Source organism: Vibrio sp. S457-15 (genome assembly GCF_000960545.1).
In the GTDB taxonomy this organism is placed as follows: domain Bacteria; phylum Pseudomonadota; class Gammaproteobacteria; order Enterobacterales; family Vibrionaceae; genus Vibrio; species Vibrio parahaemolyticus.
The window spans coordinates 182711-200513 of sequence record NZ_JYOQ01000028.1 but is presented as its reverse complement, the minus strand read 5'-3'; the positions used below and the strand labels follow the sequence as shown (position 1 = coordinate 200513).

General features: G+C 44.4%; 16 protein-coding genes and 2 tRNA genes. 3 read left to right on the top strand and 15 right to left on the bottom strand.

Going from position 1 to position 17803, the window contains the following annotated elements; all coding sequences use genetic code 11:
• Window positions 1–38: 38 nt before the first annotated feature.
• From rpsO to rlmE, 13 genes are all read right to left on the bottom strand, one after another.
• Window positions 39–308 carry a 30S ribosomal protein S15 gene (gene rpsO, locus UF05_RS03760; protein ID WP_005456110.1) on the bottom strand — a complete coding sequence of 90 codons (270 nt, stop codon included), beginning with the start codon at window positions 306–308 and terminating at the stop codon, window positions 39–41.
• Window positions 309–458: 150 nt separating this feature from the next.
• Entirely contained in the window at window positions 459–1403 is a 945-nt protein-coding gene (gene truB, locus UF05_RS03755) for a tRNA pseudouridine(55) synthase TruB (RefSeq protein ID WP_020841233.1), read from the bottom strand.
• The gene (gene rbfA / locus UF05_RS03750; RefSeq protein WP_005456060.1) at window positions 1403–1798 is read right to left on the bottom strand and encodes a 30S ribosome-binding factor RbfA; all 396 of its coding nucleotides are present in this window, start codon (window positions 1796–1798) and stop codon (window positions 1403–1405) included. The genes truB and rbfA overlap by 1 nt, the downstream gene beginning before the upstream one ends.
• A gap of 114 nt (window positions 1799–1912) precedes the next feature.
• Window positions 1913–4630: a translation initiation factor IF-2 gene (infB, locus tag UF05_RS03745; RefSeq protein WP_005481598.1), complete on the bottom strand. Its 2718-nt coding sequence runs from the start codon at window positions 4628–4630 to the stop codon at window positions 1913–1915.
• Between the two features lie 22 nt (window positions 4631–4652).
• Window positions 4653–6140, bottom strand: a complete 1488-nt coding sequence (gene nusA / locus UF05_RS03740; protein ID WP_005456069.1) for a transcription termination factor NusA — start codon at window positions 6138–6140, stop codon at window positions 4653–4655.
• Window positions 6141–6176: 36 nt separating this feature from the next.
• Complete coding sequence (rimP, locus tag UF05_RS03735) at window positions 6177–6632, bottom strand: ribosome maturation factor RimP (RefSeq protein WP_045545326.1); 456 nt, start codon at window positions 6630–6632, stop codon at window positions 6177–6179.
• Window positions 6633–6859: 227 nt separating this feature from the next.
• Window positions 6860–6936: transfer RNA gene (locus UF05_RS03730), tRNA-Met, on the bottom strand.
• Window positions 6937–6992: 56 nt separating this feature from the next.
• A tRNA-Leu gene (locus UF05_RS03725) sits at window positions 6993–7076 on the bottom strand.
• Window positions 7077–7091: 15 nt separating this feature from the next.
• On the bottom strand, window positions 7092–7430 hold the full coding sequence (gene secG, locus UF05_RS03720; protein WP_005481580.1) for a preprotein translocase subunit SecG: 339 nt from the start codon (window positions 7428–7430) through the stop codon (window positions 7092–7094).
• 222 nt (window positions 7431–7652) lie between these two features.
• Window positions 7653–8993 carry a phosphoglucosamine mutase gene (glmM, locus tag UF05_RS03710; protein ID WP_020841235.1) on the bottom strand — a complete coding sequence of 447 codons (1341 nt, stop codon included), beginning with the start codon at window positions 8991–8993 and terminating at the stop codon, window positions 7653–7655.
• Window positions 8994–9012: 19 nt separating this feature from the next.
• Window positions 9013–9843 carry a dihydropteroate synthase gene (gene folP / locus UF05_RS03705; RefSeq protein ID WP_025795190.1) on the bottom strand — a complete coding sequence of 277 codons (831 nt, stop codon included), beginning with the start codon at window positions 9841–9843 and terminating at the stop codon, window positions 9013–9015.
• A 52-nt stretch (window positions 9844–9895) separates the two neighbouring features.
• Window positions 9896–11875 (bottom strand): ATP-dependent zinc metalloprotease FtsH, encoded by a 1980-nt coding sequence (ftsH, locus tag UF05_RS03700; protein ID WP_020841236.1) that lies wholly within the window; start codon window positions 11873–11875, stop codon window positions 9896–9898.
• Between the two features lie 108 nt (window positions 11876–11983).
• Window positions 11984–12613 carry a 23S rRNA (uridine(2552)-2'-O)-methyltransferase RlmE gene (gene rlmE / locus UF05_RS03695; protein ID WP_005494062.1) on the bottom strand — a complete coding sequence of 210 codons (630 nt, stop codon included), beginning with the start codon at window positions 12611–12613 and terminating at the stop codon, window positions 11984–11986.
• Window positions 12614–12751: 138 nt separating this feature from the next.
• Between rlmE and yhbY the strand changes: the two genes are divergently transcribed.
• A complete protein-coding gene (gene yhbY, locus UF05_RS03690; protein ID WP_005380066.1) occupies window positions 12752–13048 on the top strand; it encodes a ribosome assembly RNA-binding protein YhbY in 297 nt (98 codons plus the stop codon).
• A gap of 81 nt (window positions 13049–13129) precedes the next feature.
• Here the strand turns inward: yhbY and greA are convergent, their stop codons facing one another.
• A complete protein-coding gene (gene greA / locus UF05_RS03685) occupies window positions 13130–13603 on the bottom strand; it encodes a transcription elongation factor GreA (protein ID WP_005485311.1) in 474 nt (157 codons plus the stop codon).
• A 537-nt stretch (window positions 13604–14140) separates the two neighbouring features.
• Here greA and UF05_RS03680 point away from each other — a divergent pair.
• Both UF05_RS03680 and dacB read left to right on the top strand, forming a co-directional pair.
• Window positions 14141–15133, top strand: a complete 993-nt coding sequence (locus tag UF05_RS03680) for a porin (protein ID WP_017447707.1) — start codon at window positions 14141–14143, stop codon at window positions 15131–15133.
• 198 nt (window positions 15134–15331) lie between these two features.
• On the top strand, window positions 15332–16753 hold the full coding sequence (gene dacB / locus UF05_RS03675; protein WP_045545327.1) for a serine-type D-Ala-D-Ala carboxypeptidase: 1422 nt from the start codon (window positions 15332–15334) through the stop codon (window positions 16751–16753).
• Here the strand turns inward: dacB and UF05_RS03670 are convergent.
• Window positions 16732–17577 carry a magnesium transporter gene (locus tag UF05_RS03670; RefSeq protein WP_005479095.1) on the bottom strand — a complete coding sequence of 282 codons (846 nt, stop codon included), beginning with the start codon at window positions 17575–17577 and terminating at the stop codon, window positions 16732–16734. The genes dacB and UF05_RS03670 overlap by 22 nt on opposite strands.
• Window positions 17578–17803: the final 226 nt, after the last annotated feature.

Here is a 17803-nt window from a genome sequence, read left to right as displayed (position 1 = left end):
AAAGCCCCTTTTTTGACAAACTGCTATGCAGTCGCTTATTAGCGACGTAGGCCTAGACGCTTGATTAGGTCTTGGTAGCGAGCTAGATCTTTACCTTTTAGGTAATCTAGAAGCTTACGACGGCGAGAAACCATACGTAGAAGACCACGACGGCTGTGGTGATCGCCTTTGTGAGCTTTGAAGTGACCTTGTAGGTGGTTGATAGAAGCTGTAAGTAGAGCTACTTGAACTTCTGGTGAACCAGTGTCGCCTTCAGATTGTGCGTATTCTGCAACGATTGCTGCTTTAGTTTCTGCATTCAGAGACATAATTCTCTCCTAATAAGAGTAAGTTAATGTTTGTGCCAGCCAATCTCTGATTCAGCCGACACGAGAAGCGCGAATTATAAGGAAGTTTGCTTATAGGCGCAATATAAAAATACCGGCCTAAATGCCGGTATTTTTCAAGTGAGATAGAGATTACTCTTCGTCGCGGAAAACGACTAAACGTTTTGGTGCGATCTTACCATCATCGTTCATTTCACCAACACCGATAAACAAACGCTCTTCGCCCATAGTCAGGCGTAGAGACCCCTGCTCTGGTGCACCTAATACTTGAACCGGTTGGCCATGCTGAACCATATCTGCTAATTCAGGAATTAGGTTTACTTCTGGTAAGTCTTCAACTGCAGTGTCCATTGGCATAAGCAGTGGATCGAGCAACTCTCGAGGAGCGATTTCTTCACGATGAGCTTGCTCAAGCAGCTCATTAAGCTGCTCAAGAGTCACCATTTTCTCGTAAGGGTACTTGGCTACAGCTGTACGGCGCAGCATAGTTACGTGAGCACCACAACCGAGCATTTCGCCCAAATCATCGACGATAGTACGAATGTAAGTGCCTTTTGAACAGTGCACCTCCATCTCAACTTCATCACCTTCAAAACGGTGAAGAATGATTTCGTATACCGTAATTTTACGAGACTCACGTGGAACTTCGATACCTTTACGAGCGTACTCGTACAGAGGTTTGCCCTGGTATTTCAAAGCAGAAAACATCGAAGGCACTTGGTCAGATTCGCCACGGAACTTCTCAATACTCGCTTCTAGTTTCTCGAGAGTCACATCTACTGGACGCGTTTCTACCACTTCACCATCAGAGTCTGAAGTGTTAGTACGTTCGCCAAGTTTCGCGATCACGCGATAGCGTTTGTCTGAATCCAGTAGGAACTGAGAAAACTTGGTTGCTTCACCTAAACAGATCGGCAACATACCCGTCGCTAGAGGGTCCAACGCACCAGTGTGACCCGCTTTCTCAGCAAAGTAGATTCGCTTTACTTTTTGCAGTGCATCATTGGAAGAGATACCTGTTGGTTTATCCAACAAGATAACACCATTAATTGGACGACCTTTACGACGACGAGCCATTATTCTTCGTCCTCACGGCCAGAGTTCTTTTGCTTCTGCTTGTCTGAGTTAACCACTTCGGTTACTAGGTTAGACATACGCATACCTTCTACGAGCGTGTTGTCGTAGTAGAAGCGGATTTCTGGAGTTAGACGCAGACGAATACGCTTACCAAGCATCATGCGAATGTGAACTTCATGCTCACGTAGTGCCGCTAGGCATGATTCTGGTGTTTGCTCACCTACACACAGGAAAGTCACGAACACTTTTGCGTAAGCAAGGTCACGAGAGACTTCCACATCGGAAATGGTAACCATACCCAAACGTGAATCACGAACTTCACGTTGAAGGATCATTGCTAATTCTTTTTGCAGCTGCTGTGCAACACGCTGCGTGCGGCTAAATTCTTTTGACATATCTTTTCTCTTATATAGAAAGAATGGGGGGTTGGTCAAAGCCAGCCCCCCATGGTGTATTCAACAACCAATTACTACTTATCTATCAAAGATAATATGAGTAATTTTAGTCAATTAGTCTAGAGTACGTTGAATTTCAACGATTTCGAATACTTCGATTTGGTCACCAACGCGAACGTCATTGTAGTTCTTAACGCCGATACCACATTCGTAGCCATTCTTAACTTCTTGAACGTCATCTTTAAAGCGACGTAGTGACTCTAGTTCACCTTCGTAAATAACAACGTTATCACGTAGAACACGGATAGGGTTGTTGCGCTTAATTAGACCTTCAGTAACCATACAGCCAGCGATTGCGCCCAGTTTCGGTGACTTAAACACGTCACGAACTTCAGCAAGACCAATGATCTCTTGCTTGAATTCTGGAGCAAGCATACCGCCCATTGCCTGTTTCACTTCGTCAATCAATTGGTAAATGATTGAGTAGTAACGTAGGTCAACTGCTGCGGCTTCAACTGCACGACGAGCAGATGCATCAGCACGTACGTTAAAGCCAAGAATGATTGCGTTTGAAGCTTCTGCTAGTACTACGTCAGTCTCAGTAATACCACCAACACCAGAACCAACGATGTTCACTTTCACTTCGTCAGTCGATAGTTTCAGTAGTGAGTCTGCGATAGCTTCTACAGAACCTTGAACGTCAGCTTTAAGAACAACGTTAAGCTCTGCAACTTCACCAGCAGTCATGTTAGAGAACATGTTCTCTAGTTTAGATTTCTGCTGACGAGCAAGTTTCACTTCACGGAACTTACCAGCACGGTAGTTAGCAACTTCACGCGCTTTACGTTCATCACGTACTACAGTAGCTTCGTCACCTGAAGCTGGCACACCTGAAAGACCAAGGATCTCTACAGGAATAGATGGACCTGCTTCTGTGATTTCTTGACCTAGTTCGTCGCGCATTGCACGAACACGGCCGTACTCTTGACCACAAAGTACGATGTCGCCTTTATGTAGCGTACCAGATTGAACTAGTACTGTAGCAACTGGACCACGACCTTTATCAAGACGAGATTCAACTACCACACCAGACGCCATACCTTCTTTCACAGCTGTAAGTTCTAGAACTTCAGATTGAAGAAGGATTGCTTCTAGCAGACCATCAATGTTTGTACCCTGTTTTGCAGAGATGTGAACGAACATGTTCTCACCGCCCCATTCTTCAGGGATTACGTCGTATTGAGCTAGCTCATTCTTAACGTTGTCTGGGTTCGCATCTTCTTTATCGATCTTGTTCACAGCAACAATCAAAGGAACGCCTGCCGCTTTCGCGTGCTGGATCGCTTCTACTGTTTGTGGCATTACGCCATCATCTGCTGCAACTACAAGAACAACGATATCTGTCGCTTGAGCACCACGAGCACGCATAGCAGTAAACGCCGCGTGTCCAGGAGTATCAAGGAACGTGATCATACCGTTTTCAGTTTCAACGTGGTAAGCACCGATGTGCTGTGTAATACCACCCGCTTCGCCTGAAGCAACGTGTGTACGACGGATGTAGTCAAGTGTTGACGTTTTACCGTGGTCAACGTGACCCATGATCGTTACAACTGGAGCACGAGGTACTGATTCAGCATTAGTGTCGCGGTCAGATAGTACTGCTTCTTCCAGTTCGTTCTCTTTACGAAGAACAACTTTGTGACCCATTTCTTCAGCAACAAGCTGTGCTGTTTCTTGGTCGATCACTTGGTTGATAGTCGCCATAGCGCCCATCTTCATCATCACTTTGATAACTTCTGTCGCTTTAACCGACATCTTGTTAGCAAGTTCTGAAAGAACAATTGTTTCGCCAATCACAACATCTTGCTTAGCAACAGTCGCCGACTTATCAAAGCCGTGCTGCATTGATGTTGGTTTAGCTAGCTTACCTTTACGGCCGCCTTTACCGCCACGTTGGCTACGACCGCTATTGCGTGCCTGCTCGTCTTTAGTCGAAGGTTTTTTCTTCTTCTTATTACGACGACCGGCTTCTTCTTTGCGATCTGCTTCATCTTCGGCTTCACGTGCGTATTGTGAAGTCGTTACATGGTAATCTGTATCTTCCATATCACCCTTTTTCTCTTCTGCAGCAGACCAACGCTCTTTATTCTTTTCAGCCAATTCGCGAGCTTCCTCAAGCTTGCGCTGACTTTCCTCTTCAGCCTTACGCTTAGCTTCTTCTTCCTGACGACGTTTAAGCTCGTCGGCCTCTTTTCGCGCTGCTTCTTGCTTAATTTTCTCTTCAGCATCACGTTTTGCTTTTTCTTCAGCATTACGTTGTGCATTCGTATCTGCGTCGCGCTTCGCTTTTTCTTCAGCTTCGCGTTTCGCTTTTTCTTCCGCTTCACGTTTTACAGCATCTTCAGCTTCACGTTTTGCAGCCTCTTCAGCTTCACGCTTAGCAGTTTCCTCTGCTACGCGTTTTGCTGCTTCTTCTGCTTCACGTTTTGCTACTTCTTCTGCTTCACGCTTAGCTTCATCTTCAATTGTGCTACGCTTCACATATGTACGTTTTTTGCGCACCTCAACCTGAACATTCTTACTCTTACCACCACCCGCATTCACACTAAGTGTACTACGAGTTTTACGCTGAAGCGTTAGGCGAGTCGGCTCTGCATCACCAGATTTATCACCGTGTTCTTTCTTTAGATGAGAGAGAAGCTTTTGCTTCTCTTCATCAGTTACATTGTCAGAGCTCGCCTTTTTCATGCCAGCGTCAGCAAGTTGTTCAATCAAGCGGTCGACTGGCGTACCAATCTCATCACTCAGTGCTTTAACTGTTAATTGTGTCATGCCGCTTTCCTCCTTGCCGAAATTATGCTTCTTCGCCGAACCAACAGATGTTACGTGCGGCCATAATTAGCTCGCCTGCACGTTCTTCGGTCAGGCCTTCGATACCTTCTAAATCGTCAATGCCTTGGTCAGCTAGATCTTCCAGTGTCGCTACACCTTTAGCTGCCAGTTTGAATGCCATTTCGCGCTCTAGACCTTCAAGACCTAGTAGATCGTCTGCAGGTTCTAGACCTTCAAAAGATTCTTCTTGTGCTAATGCAATTGTTGTTAGCGCGTCTTTCGCACGACCACGTAGCTCTTCTACAAGCTCTTCGTTTAGGCCGTCGATTTCTAGAAGCTCGTTAACTGGAACGTATGCGATTTCTTCTAGAGTAGAGAAGCCTTCTTCAACAAGCAGCTGAGCAAAGTCTTCTTCGATGTCTAGGTACTTCATGAAGTTTTCGATAGACGCTTGTGATTCTTCAGCGTGTTTCTTCTGAAGATCTGCAACTGTCATTACGTTCAGTTCCCAACCCGTTAGCTGAGATGCTAAACGTACGTTCTGACCGTTACGACCGATAGCCTGTGCTAGGTTGTCGGCTTCAACTGCGATGTCCATTGAGTGTGCATCTTCATCCACGATGATAGAAGCTACGTCTGCTGGAGCCATTGCGTTGATAACGAATTGCGCTGGGTTATCATCCCAAAGCACGATATCGATACGCTCACCACCAAGCTCACCAGAAACAGCTTGTACACGTGCGCCACGCATACCAACACACGCACCAACAGGATCAATACGTTTGTCATTTGTTTTCACTGCGATCTTAGCGCGAGAACCAGGATCACGAGCAGCGCCTTTCAGTTCGATGATTTCTTCAGCGATCTCAGGAACTTCTACACGGAATAGTTCTTCAAGCATTTCAGGCTTAGAACGAGTGATAAACAATTGGAAACCACGCGCTTCTGGAGCAACTTTGTACAGAAGACCACGTACACGGTCACCTGGACGGAAGTTTTCACGAGGAAGTTGGTCATCACGTAGGATTACCGCTTCTGCGTTGTTACCTAAGTCAAGAACGATTGTGTCGCGGTTTACCTTCTTAACAACACCAGTGATTAGATCACCTTCGTTGTCGATAAACTGCTCAACGATTTGTGCACGTTCAGCTTCACGAACTTTTTGTACAATAACTTGCTTAGCCGTTTGAGTCGTAATACGGTCAAACGTTACTGATTCGATTTCATCTTCTACGTAATCGCCTAGCTCAACTGAATCATCTTCATATTGAGCAGCTTCTAGAGAGATCTCTTTCGTTGGGCTTTCTACTTGGTCAACAACCAACCAACGACGGTAAGTTACAAACTCACCAGTTTTACGGTCAATAGCAACACGAACGTCGATTTCGATTTCGTACTTTTTCTTTGTAGAAGTTGCTAGAGCAATCTCAAGAGCTTCAAAGATACGCTCACGAGGTACCGCTTTTTCGTTCGATACCGCTTCTGCTACCGCTAAAATTTCTTTACTCATTGTATTTAGCCTCTAAGCTTAAACTTTTTTAGGGACCTAAAATTTAGGGATCAGGTTAGCTTTTGAAATGTTACTTAAAGCAAACTCTTCTTGCTGACCTTCAACAGTAACTGTCACTGTTTCGCCATCCACGCCGTGGATAATGCCTTTCCACTTACGACGGTTTACTACAGCCATTTTCAAAACGATGCTGACCTCGTGACCAATAAATTGCTCGTAATGTGCTGCTTTGAATAGTGGTCTTTCTAAACCTGGAGAAGACACTTCTAGGCTGTAAGCAACAGAAATTGGATCTTCAACGTCTAACACTGCACTTACTTGGTGGCTAACTTCTGCACAGTCGTCCACGTTAATACCATTTTCATGGTCGATGTAGATGCGTAACGTTGAGTGCGCGCCAGCACGAATGAATTCTAATCCAACTAACTCATAGCCTGATGCCTCTACTGGCGCTTCAAGCATTTCAGTAAGTTGTCTTTCTAAACCAGTCATTTAAACCACTCCAGAAACAAAAAAAGGGCTCAGAGCCCAATCAAAAAACCAAGCAGTGACCTGAGTAATTTAAAAAACTCAGATAACAAAAAACCCCGATAGTCGGGGTTTTATGCTGCTGGACCCTGATACGTTAAGAATAGTCAAAATTACTTTTCTTAACTCGTAGTGTGGTTAGCACTACGCAAACTTGCCAATCTGCCACTTCTTTATTGAAAGAAAGAGATTGGTTGCGGGGGCCGGATTTGAACCGACGACCTTCGGGTTATGAGCCCGACGAGCTACCAAGCTGCTCCACCCCGCGTCCGACTTGCTGAGCATTATACTCGCAAACAAGTGATTTACAAGTTTGTAAATACATGGTGCCGAGAGAGGGACTCGAACCCTCACACCTAAGGCACTAGCACCTCATGCTAGCGTGTCTACCAATTTCACCATCTCGGCACAAAACCTTACAGCTTATTGAGGAATTTCATCACCAGTAGGTGCTGGAACTTCACTCGCTGCGTCTTTAACTTGTTCAACTACTGGTTGACCTAACGTTGGGTCTACCCATTGAGACTCGGTCTTGTGTGTAGACATACGACCAAGTAGCAAGCTAACGACAAAAAATACGGTTGCTAAAATAGCAGTTGTTCGGGTTAAGAAATTACCTGAGCCACTAGCACCAAACACTGTGTTTGAAGCACCAGCACCGAACGAGGCTCCCATATCTGCGCCTTTACCTTGTTGAATCAACACAAGGCCAATCACACCAAGCGCTGCCAACAGGTAAATCACAAGTAGAACTGAAAACATTTTTTCCACCTATGTTCCAAATTGTTGAGCCAGCGCCGTTCAATATCGAAACATCGTTAATGAACAAGGCTAGCGACCTCCTAACGGGAGGCGGAGCAATACTAGCGAAAGCCAGTAACGCTGACAAGGGAAAATTAGTAAAAAATCAATGTCGGCGGGTTAAGCGCTCAAAAAAAGGGCAAAACTTGCCCTTTTCTTTCTTTAAATACGTTAAAGCAATGATTAACAACTTGCTTTTACTGCATCCGCAATCTTAAGCGCTGAGCTTTGAACAAGCTCGGCATCTTCACCTTCTACCATTACGCGAATCAAAGGCTCTGTACCTGATTTACGTAGTAAAACGCGACCTTTATCGCCTAGCTCAGCTTCAACTTCTTCTACAGCAGCCAGTACTGCTTGCGCTTCTAGAGGGTTGTTTTCACCAGCGAAACGTACATTTTCTAAAACTTGTGGGTAAAGCGTCATGCCTTGCGACAAGTCGTGCAATGACATGTCACTGCCAACAACAGAAGCAAGCACTTGTAGAGCAGCAACAATCGCATCTCCCGTTGTTACTTTATCTAGCAAGATAACGTGACCAGAGTTTTCGGCACCGATCTTCCAGCCTTTAGCCAGCAATTGCTCCATTACATAGCGGTCACCGACAGCTGCACGAACAAATGGAATACCTAATTGCTTCAGGCCATTTTCCATACCTAGGTTAGTCATCAACGTACCAACCACGCCACCTTTTAGTTCACCACGACGCAAAGCATCACGTGCGATAATGTAAGCAATTTGGTCACCATCGACTTTATTACCTAAATGATCAACCATGATGATACGGTCACCGTCACCATCGAATGCAAGACCAAGATGAGCTTGCTCTTCTACAACGCGTCTTTGTAGCGCGCGAACGTCTGTAGCACCCACTTCTTCATTGATGTTGATACCATTTGGCTCAACACCCATCGCGATTACATCTGCACCAAGTTCTTTGAAGACATTTGGAGCAATATGGTAGGTAGCACCATGAGCGCAATCAACGACGATCTTTAAGTTAGAGAGACTTAGTGTCGATGGGAATGTGCTTTTACAGAACTCGATGTAACGACCTGCAGCATCATTTAAACGAGTCGCTTTGCCCAATTCAGAAGACTCAACACATTCAATGTCTTTGTCCAATTCAGCTTCGATAGCAAGCTCGATATCATCAGGCAATTTTGTGCCCTCAGATGAGAAGAATTTAATACCGTTATCGTAATATGGGTTATGCGATGCAGAAATCACAATGCCCGCTTCTGCGCGGAAAGTTTGCGTTAAGTAAGCAACTGCAGGTGTCGGCATTGGACCTGTAAAGGTTGCTTTCAGACCTGCGGCAGCAAGACCTGCTTCTAGTGCAGATTCAAGCATGTAGCCAGAGATACGAGTATCTTTACCAATAATAACTTTCTTTGTGCCTTGTTTTGCTAGCACACGACCAGCAGCCCAGCCAAGCTTAAGTACGAAGTCTGGAGTGATTGGGTACTGTCCAACTTTACCGCGTACACCGTCCGTACCAAAGTAACGTCTTTTATTCGACATAAACTTACCTTTATTATTTTTAAATATTGTTTTGCGTCATTTCGACAATTTTCATTGCTTCAATAGTTTCTTCAAAATCATGAACACGAATGATCTGCGCGCCTTTCATGGCAGCAATCGTGGCACAAACGACACTGGCGTTAGTGCAATCTGCTGCGGGCTTATCAAGCAGCTTGAAAATCATTGATTTACGAGACATGCCCGCCAAGATAGGCAGACCGAACTCACGAAACTTCTCGAGATGAGCGAGCATATGATAATTGTGTTCAATGGTTTTGCCAAAGCCAAAACCAGGATCGAGGATAAGTTGAGACTTATTGATACCTACAGCTTCACAAGCAGCTATGCGCTCTTCTAGAAACTGAGCGACGTCATCCATCAAGTTCTCGTACTGAGGGCTTTCCTGCATAGTTCTAGGTTGCCCCTTCATATGCATTAAGCAAACAGGTAGTTTTGATGCAGCCGCAACTTGAAGTGCACCAGGTTCTTGTAACGCACGGATATCGTTAATTAGATCCGCACCAACAGCGATAGCCTGACGCATTACTTCTGCTTTACTGGTATCGACAGAGATCCATACATCGTATTTTTCGCGGATGGCCTTTACAACAGGAACAACGCGTTGCAGCTCTTCTTCTAGAGAGACATCTGGCGCCCCAGGGCGTGTAGACTCACCACCGACATCAATGATGCTAACTCCTGCTGTAATCATTTTTTCGACTTGAGCAAGAGCAAGTTCTAAAGAATTGAATTTACCACCATCAGAAAATGAATCAGGGGTAACATTAAGAATCGCCATTACATGTGGACGAGAAAGGTCGAGAGATTTGTTATTTGCTGTAATAATCATAATAAATACAAAAACCCCGAGCTAACTCGGGGTTTATTATTATCAACACTCTTTATTCAGAGTCTTTCTTTTCTGGAACTTCACTTGAAGCAGAATCTTGAGAAGTAACTTGCTCTGCGGCATTCGCAGAATCCGTTGCTTTCTCTTCCTCTTTCACTTCAGGCGTTACTTGAGGCTTATCGTCATCCTTTGGCTTATTCATCGGGTTATCACCCCAGCCTGCTGGCTCACGAATTTCCGCTTTACGTTCCATGAGATCATCAATTTGGCGAGCATCAATGGTTTCATACTTCATTAGCGCATCTTTCATCGCATGCATGATGTCCATGTTGTCTTCCAAAATCTTTTTAGCACGGTCGTAATTGCGGTCGATGATTTGGCGAACCTCATCATCGATCAACTTTGCGGTATCATCAGACATGTGTTTAGTCTGCGTTACGCTACGACCAAGGAATACTTCACCTTCATCTTCTGCATAAAGTAGAGGACCAAGTTTTTCAGAGAAGCCCCATTGTGTCACCATCTTACGAGCAATATCTGTCGCACGTTCAATGTCGTTGGAAGCACCTGTCGATACTTTTTCAGGACCGTAAATTAGCTCTTCAGCAAGACGACCGCCATATAGGCTTGAAATCATAGATTCTAAGTGCTGACGAGACATACTTACACGGTCTTGTTCTGGCAAGTACATCGTTACACCAAGTGCACGACCACGTGGAATGATAGACACTTTGTACACAGGATCATGCTCAGGTACTAAACGGCCAACAATCGCGTGACCAGCTTCATGGTACGCTGTTGACTCTTTGGTCTCTTCTGACATCACCATAGAACGGCGCTCTGCACCCATCATGATTTTGTCTTTCGCTAGCTCAAACTCAACCATAGAGACATTGCGTTTGTTGCCACGTGCAGCAAATAGCGCAGCTTCGTTAACTAAGTTTGCTAGGTCAGCACCAGAGAAACCTGGCGTACCACGAGCGATTAGAGAAGGCTCTACGTCACCAGCTAATGGCACTTTGCGCATGTGTACTTTTAGAATCTGTTCACGACCGCGTACATCAGGAAGGCCTACAACTACTTGACGGTCAAAACGACCCGGACGTAGCAATGCAGGGTCTAATACGTCTGGGCGGTTGGTCGCAGCAATAACGATAATACCTTCGTTGCCCTCAAAACCATCCATTTCTACTAGCATTTGGTTCAGTGTTTGCTCACGTTCATCGTGACCACCACCTACACCAGCACCACGCTGACGACCTACTGCATCGATTTCATCGATAAAGATAATACAAGGCGCGGCTTTCTTCGCTTGCTCGAACATATCACGTACACGAGATGCGCCAACACCAACGAACATTTCTACGAAATCGGAACCTGAAATAGTAAAGAACGGTACTTTTGCCTCACCTGCGATAGCTTTTGCAAGTAACGTTTTACCCGTACCTGGAGGACCAACCATTAAAACACCAGTTGGAATCTTACCACCCAGTTTTTGGAAACGGCTTGGATCACGTAGGTAATCAACAAGTTCTTTTACGTCTTCTTTTGCTTCGTCACAGCCTGCAACATCAGCGAAAGTGGTTTTGATTTGTTCTTCGCTCATCATACGAGCTTTACTCTTACCGAAAGACATAGCGCCTTTACCGCCGCCGCCTTGCATTTGACGCATGAAGAAAATCCACACACCAATCAGTAAGATCATTGGGAACCAAGAAATGAAAATTGTGCCAAGCAAGCTTTGCTCTTCAGGAGGCGTACCTTGCACTTTCACGTTTTGGTTAATTAGGTCATCTAGAAGCTTCTGATCATACACTGGCATGTAAGTGACCATTTTGGCACCGCCGCCACGACGAACAAAGCTAATTTCACCGTCTTTAAAAGTTGCTTCTTGAATCTGGCCTTGGCCAACTTCCTGTACAAACGTGGTGTAATCCACGGTTCTGCCATTGCTCTCTCCAGGGCCAAAGCTCTGGAATACCGACATCAATACGACAGCGATAACAAGCCACAGAATTAAATTTTTTGCCATGTCACTCAAGGTGTAAGCCTCTCGATAACTAATTGTAATTAAAGGTAGGGTACTACAGTTCACTCACTGTAGCTATAGTGTTAACACGCTCCCGAAAGAGCAAAATAGTTAACCTTTGTAACCAGTGGCTACAACAAAGACTTCTCGGGAGCGAGCTCGCGATGAGTCTGGTTTTCTGATTTTTACGACTTTAAACATGTCTCGGACTTCTTTCACGTATTGATCGAAGCCTTCACCCTGGAAAACCTTTACGACAAAGCTACCATTAGGCGCTAGAACTTGTCGACACATATCTAAAGCCAATTCAACTAAATACATTGCGCGTGGTTGATCGACAGAGTTGTTACCTGCAATGTTCGGCGCCATATCAGACATTACAACATCAACCATTGATGGTTGAATTCTATCAAGCAACGCCTCTAACACGGCATCGTCTCGGAAGTCACCTTGCAAGAAACTTACACCAGCTATTGGATCCATAGGAAGTAAATCACAAGCAATAATCTGACCACTATCTCCTACTATTTTAGCAGCATATTGAGACCATCCACCCGGAGCAGCACCTAAATCGACCACTGTCATGCCAGGTTTTAACAACTTATCTTTTGTTTGGATTTCATCAATCTTGAAGTACGCACGTGAACGATATCCTTTTTTACGGGCTTCATTCGCGTATTTATCATCAAAGTGTTCTTTCAACCAACGACCAGAACTAGCCGAATGTTTTTGTTTACTCATTTTAATCCCAACAAGGCGCAAATAGGAGCTATTGTTTTAATAGGCACAACCTATTACTCAATAAATTATAGTCTTCAGCAATAGATGGCGTTAAAATAGCTTTTTTCAACCCTTATTTTAAAGAAAATTGGCCGCGTAATGAACCTAAGCACCAAACAAAAGCAGCACCTAAAAGGCCTGGCTCACAGTTTAAAACCTGTTGTGCTAATGGGCGCAAATGGACTTACAGAAGCCGTGCTAGCAGAAATTGAAATCGCTCTAAACCATCACGAACTGATCAAAGTAAAAGTTGCTTCAGAAGATCGTGAAACAAAACAGCTAATCATTGACGCTATCGTACGTGAGACAGGCGCTGAAAAAGTTCAGACAATTGGTAAAGTGCTTGTGCTATACCGCCAGTCTGAAGAGCGTAAAATCGAAATTCCTCGTAAGTAATTCACTTACGTTGTTGAAGAAAAAGGTCGCCAATGGCGACCTTTTTTGCATTTAACAAATAGTGGGCATTCAAGATGCCACTTAGATGTATTCAACTCGGTCAATTTCGAAATCTTTCGCTCCACCAGGAGTCTGGATAGCAACCTCGTCGCCTTCCATCTTGCCGATCAAGCCACGAGCAATTGGAGAGCTCACTGAAATACGGCCAGCTTTAATATCAGCTTCATCGTCACCAACGATCTGGTATGTCTTTTCTTCATCGGTATCGACATCAATCAAAGTTACCGTTGAACCAAAGATAACCTTGCCAGTATTTTCCATTTTAGTTACATCAATTACTTGCGCAACAGATAGCTTATATTCAATGTCACGGATTTGCGCTTCACAAATACCCTGCTCTTCTCGAGCGGCATGATATTCAGCATTTTCCTTCAAATCACCTAGTTCTCGTGCTTCAGCAATCGCTTCTGAAATTTGAGGACGTAGCTTAAGTAGACGTTCTAGTTCTGTACGTAGCATTTGTTCGCCACGTAGTGTCATTGGAACTTTTTCCATTATGTAACCTCAAGCCCAAATGGGTCTTTGGACAATAAAAAGCCCACCCAGTCGTAGGACTAGGTAGTGCGGTTAAAGATGTATTTTCAACTAGTGTAAACAAACTCCTGAGCGAAATCATCTTAATTCGAAATTCAACATTGCTATGCCTTTGCAGCATAACGAACCGAATCAATTTTAGATCCAATCATTATCGCAATTTATTGAAAAACAACACTGTTCATTACACTAAAAACATCAAAAAACATAAAAACTAATCAATGTCAGACCAATGTCATTGAAGAATTACCATATAAAAAACAACAACTTAACAAGCAAACAAACACAATCGAACAGTGTTCATCAGTATGATTTATATCATTTTACTAACTCATCATGAAACTTTAGCAGTAAAACATGTCCAGCAAGTTGTTACATCAAAGGCTTACAGTTGCGGAAAACTCTCGCAGATGAAGCCAAATATAGACCAATAACTTGTGAGAGGTCATCTCTCCCCCATACAACAATGATTATGGACAGCTAACTAGGACAAATAAGATGAAAAAGACTCTAATTGCTCTTTCTGTATCTGCAGCAGCTATGGCAACTGGCGTTAACGCAGCTGAACTTTACAACCAAGACGGCACTTCTCTAGAAATGGGCGGCCGCGCTGAAGCACGTCTATCTATGAAAGATGGCGACGCTCAAGACAACTCTCGTATCCGTCTAAACTTCCTTGGTACTCAAGCTATCAACGACAACCTTTACGGTGTTGGTTTCTGGGAAGGTGAGTTTACTACAGCTGAAAACGGCGGTGTAGATGGAAACAGCAACCTAGACACTCGTTACGCATACGCTGGTCTTGGCGGTGCATGGGGTGAGTTCACTTACGGTAAAAACGAAGGTGCATTAGGCGTTATCACTGATTTCACAGATATCATGGCTTACCACGGTAACTCAGCAGCTGACAAACTAGCAGTGGCTGATCGTTCAGACAACATGATGTCTTACAAAGGTCAATTCGAAAACCTAAACGTTAAAGCTAGCTACCGCTTTGCTGACCGTGAAGAAGTAAACGGTGAATACACAGACAACAAACAAGACGGCTACTCTCTATCTGCAATCTACGCAGTAGCAGACACAGGTCTTGAGCTAGGTGCTGGTTACGCAGACCAAGACGAAGCTAACGAATACATGCTAGCTGCATCTTACACTATGGGTGACCTATACTTCGCTGGTATCTTCACTGATGGTGAAAAAGCGAAAACTGAAGGTGACTACACTGGTTACGAACTAGCTGGTGCTTACACTCTAGGTCAAACAGTATTCACAACAACGTACAACAACGCAGAAACTAACAACGAAACTTCTGCTAACAACTTCGCTGTTGATGCATCTTACTACTTCAAGCCTAACTTCCGTGGTTACGTTTCATACAACTTCAACCTAATCGACTCTGGCGATAAACTAGGTAAAGTTGGTGGCAACACTACAGCATCTAAAGCTGATGCAGAAGACGAGCTAGCTCTAGGTCTACGTTACGACTTCTAATTCCAGTCTTTAGACTTGAATACTTAGTGCCCGCTTATCGCGGGCATTTTTTTATCTTTCATTTCTCATCTTAATAGCGCGTTCTTTTAACCACTTTGTCTCAATATTAATGATGAACCGAGCATTCTTGGATGCGCCTAGCATATTGAGTGGACTTGCGTATACTCAATTACATAACTAACCCTAGAAAATCACACTATGCGTTTATGTTGGCCTCTACTCATTTCTTCTCTTATTTTTCCGCTATTGTCCTATGCGTATCCTCATCAAGAGGTATTGCCAGAGGGCGCCCGTATCAGCTTAGTTGCAGAAAAACTAAACGAAAGTTCCACGCTCGATGGTATCCGTCCAACGGACCAACTATTTCCACCAGCAAGCACCTTAAAAATTGTCACAGCCTTAGCTGCTAAATTAGAGTTAGGGGACAGCTTTGCATTTCGAACAAAGCTTGAAACCTCGAGTTCCGATGCCGTTATCTACTTTGTCGGAGATCCCACCCTACAAACCCAAGATTTGAAAGCGTTGCTGTCATTGGCGAAAAAAAATGGTTTAACGCGCATTAACGGTGACTTGTGGTTAGACAACAGTGCCTTTACAGGGTATGACCGAGCGGTGGGTTGGCCGTGGGACATTCTGGGGGTTTGCTACAGTGCTCCGGCTTCTAGCATTACACTCAACAACAACTGTGTCCAAGCTTCTATCTATACGCAAAAAGATGGCAGGACTCGAGTCTATGTGCCAGAGCATCAACCTATTCGTGTTAAAAGTTCGGTCGAGACCGTTTCTAAGACGATTCAAAAGAGCCGCCATTGCGATTTAGACCTGCTTGCTAACCCAGACAATCGCTACGAATTAAAAGGATGCTTAGTCGAACGAGAAAAGCCGCTGCCTCTCAAATTTGCGGTTCAAGATCCTGAACGTTATACCAGTCAAAATATCAGTACGTTACTCAAGCAATTAGGTATTGAGCTCAAAGGCAAAATTAAGATTGGTTCAGCGCCACAGAAACAACGTAAATTGATGGCATTACATCAATCAAAGCCGCTATCCGATTTACTTGATGACATGCTCAAGCATTCTGACAATTTGATCGCAGACACATTAACGAAAACATTGGGTGCGAAGTTTTTTGTTCAACCCGGAAGTTTTACCAATGGTACAGAAGCGATCAAACAGATCATTTTCGCCAATACTGGCATCGATATCCGTAACGCACGCTTGGAAGATGGATCGGGCCTTTCAAGAAACAACCGCATTTCTGCGACCAAAATGGCAGAAATCCTACGTTATATTTGGAAAAACGAAAAAACACTGAAGCTGATTGCCATCATGCCTAAATCAGGCGAATCGGGTACGCTGCAATACCGCCAAAGCATGCGGAATGCCCCAATTAAAGGTCAACTGATTGCGAAGAGTGGTTCATTGTACGGAACCTACAACATGGCGGGTTATGGTTTAGATAAAAATGGCCAGCCGAATACTATTTTCGTCCAGTTTGTCTCAGACTACTTCCCAGAAAAAAGGGACGATAACAAACCTGTCATCGCCCCTATTACGCATTTTGAGCAGTTATTTTACCGTGACATCGTGAATTATAGTCAGGCGATGCCTAAGAAGTAATTCACCACAGTAAAGTAAATCCACATACCTGAAATATCAACGATTGATGCAAGCACAGGGCTCACCAATACGGCTGGGTCTAGCTTGCAAGCACGGGCAATTATTGGCAACAAACCGCCAAGCGTCGTGGAAATTGAGACTTGAATAAACAAAGCAACGGCGATTGCAAGTGCGATGTCTGTCAGCTCAAAGCCCCCCGTAGATTGGCCGGCACTAAAAAGCATAATGCGTCCAACCATAACTATTGCGATCGCTAGTGCGAGACACAGCGCTACGCGACTTTCTTTCCAAAGTACTGCTAACCACTGACGCTTTTTAAGTTCACCAGTGGCCAATGCACGAATGACCAATGTGGCCGCTTGAGTTCCCGTATTACCACCAGCCGCCGCAATCACCGGCATGTACACTGCAAGTAAAACCAGTTGGCTCAATGTATCTTCATACTGAGCAATAATCAGCCCAGAAACGATCCCCAATAAAGCGAGTGCAATAATCCAGCCTATTCGCTGCTTTACATGCTCAACTACGCCTGTTGATAAGTAACCGTCAGGAGTATCAACTTCCGACACATGCAAACCCAATTGGTGCGCATAGTGACGCGCACGCTTATCATGACCCGCATGCTCAAGTTGAGACATCAAACTGTTCACATACCCTACAGAACAGTGCTTCAAAATCCCCACCGCTTCATCTATTGGCATGATAGTGAGCAAATGAAGTTGCTGCTCTTGATCGTATTTCAAAAAGGCATTGCGAGCTGCACCAATTTCTACTTCAGAAAAGTTTGGTGTTGTTTCAATAAAAGTGTTGTTCATTACCGTCATGGCGAATCTCCCGATTGGCATTGGTAACGACCATCGACAACACAAGCACAAGCTCATCACGCCTTTATGCCGATAGATGACACAAACACGCGAATTCACCAATGCAAAAGCACTGTCTATTCAGAATGTATGAAGGAAATAACGAGAAGAAAATTAGAAAAGATGCCTCACCACTCGGGTAAGACGGAGATCGCCAATACCGAAGCGGGTTATTTCGCTCCCTTAA

Excerpts from the sequence above, each read along its gene's own strand:
- ftsH (WP_020841236.1), bottom strand. The coding sequence starts at position 11,875 with ATGGCAAAAAATTTAATTCTGTGGCTTGTTATCGCTGTCGTATTGATG.
- yhbY (WP_005380066.1), top strand. The coding sequence starts at position 12,752 with ATGAACCTAAGCACCAAACAAAAGCAGCACCTAAAAGGCCTGGCTCAC.
- rbfA (WP_005456060.1), bottom strand. The coding sequence starts at position 1,798 with ATGTCAAAAGAATTTAGCCGCACGCAGCGTGTTGCACAGCAGCTGCAA.
- UF05_RS03680 (WP_017447707.1), top strand. The coding sequence starts at position 14,141 with ATGAAAAAGACTCTAATTGCTCTTTCTGTATCTGCAGCAGCTATGGCA.
- UF05_RS03670 (WP_005479095.1), bottom strand. The coding sequence starts at position 17,577 with ATGACGGTAATGAACAACACTTTTATTGAAACAACACCAAACTTTTCT.
- dacB (WP_045545327.1), top strand. The coding sequence starts at position 15,332 with ATGCGTTTATGTTGGCCTCTACTCATTTCTTCTCTTATTTTTCCGCTA.
- glmM (WP_020841235.1), bottom strand. The coding sequence starts at position 8,993 with ATGTCGAATAAAAGACGTTACTTTGGTACGGACGGTGTACGCGGTAAA.
- rlmE (WP_005494062.1), bottom strand. The coding sequence starts at position 12,613 with ATGAGTAAACAAAAACATTCGGCTAGTTCTGGTCGTTGGTTGAAAGAA.
- rimP (WP_045545326.1), bottom strand. The coding sequence starts at position 6,632 with ATGACTGGTTTAGAAAGACAACTTACTGAAATGCTTGAAGCGCCAGTA.
- nusA (WP_005456069.1), bottom strand. The coding sequence starts at position 6,140 with ATGAGTAAAGAAATTTTAGCGGTAGCAGAAGCGGTATCGAACGAAAAA.
- secG (WP_005481580.1), bottom strand. The coding sequence starts at position 7,430 with ATGTTTTCAGTTCTACTTGTGATTTACCTGTTGGCAGCGCTTGGTGTG.
- greA (WP_005485311.1), bottom strand. The coding sequence starts at position 13,603 with ATGGAAAAAGTTCCAATGACACTACGTGGCGAACAAATGCTACGTACA.
- truB (WP_020841233.1), bottom strand. The coding sequence starts at position 1,403 with ATGGCTCGTCGTCGTAAAGGTCGTCCAATTAATGGTGTTATCTTGTTG.
- folP (WP_025795190.1), bottom strand. The coding sequence starts at position 9,843 with ATGATTATTACAGCAAATAACAAATCTCTCGACCTTTCTCGTCCACAT.
- infB (WP_005481598.1), bottom strand. The coding sequence starts at position 4,630 with ATGACACAATTAACAGTTAAAGCACTGAGTGATGAGATTGGTACGCCA.
- rpsO (WP_005456110.1), bottom strand. The coding sequence starts at position 308 with ATGTCTCTGAATGCAGAAACTAAAGCAGCAATCGTTGCAGAATACGCA.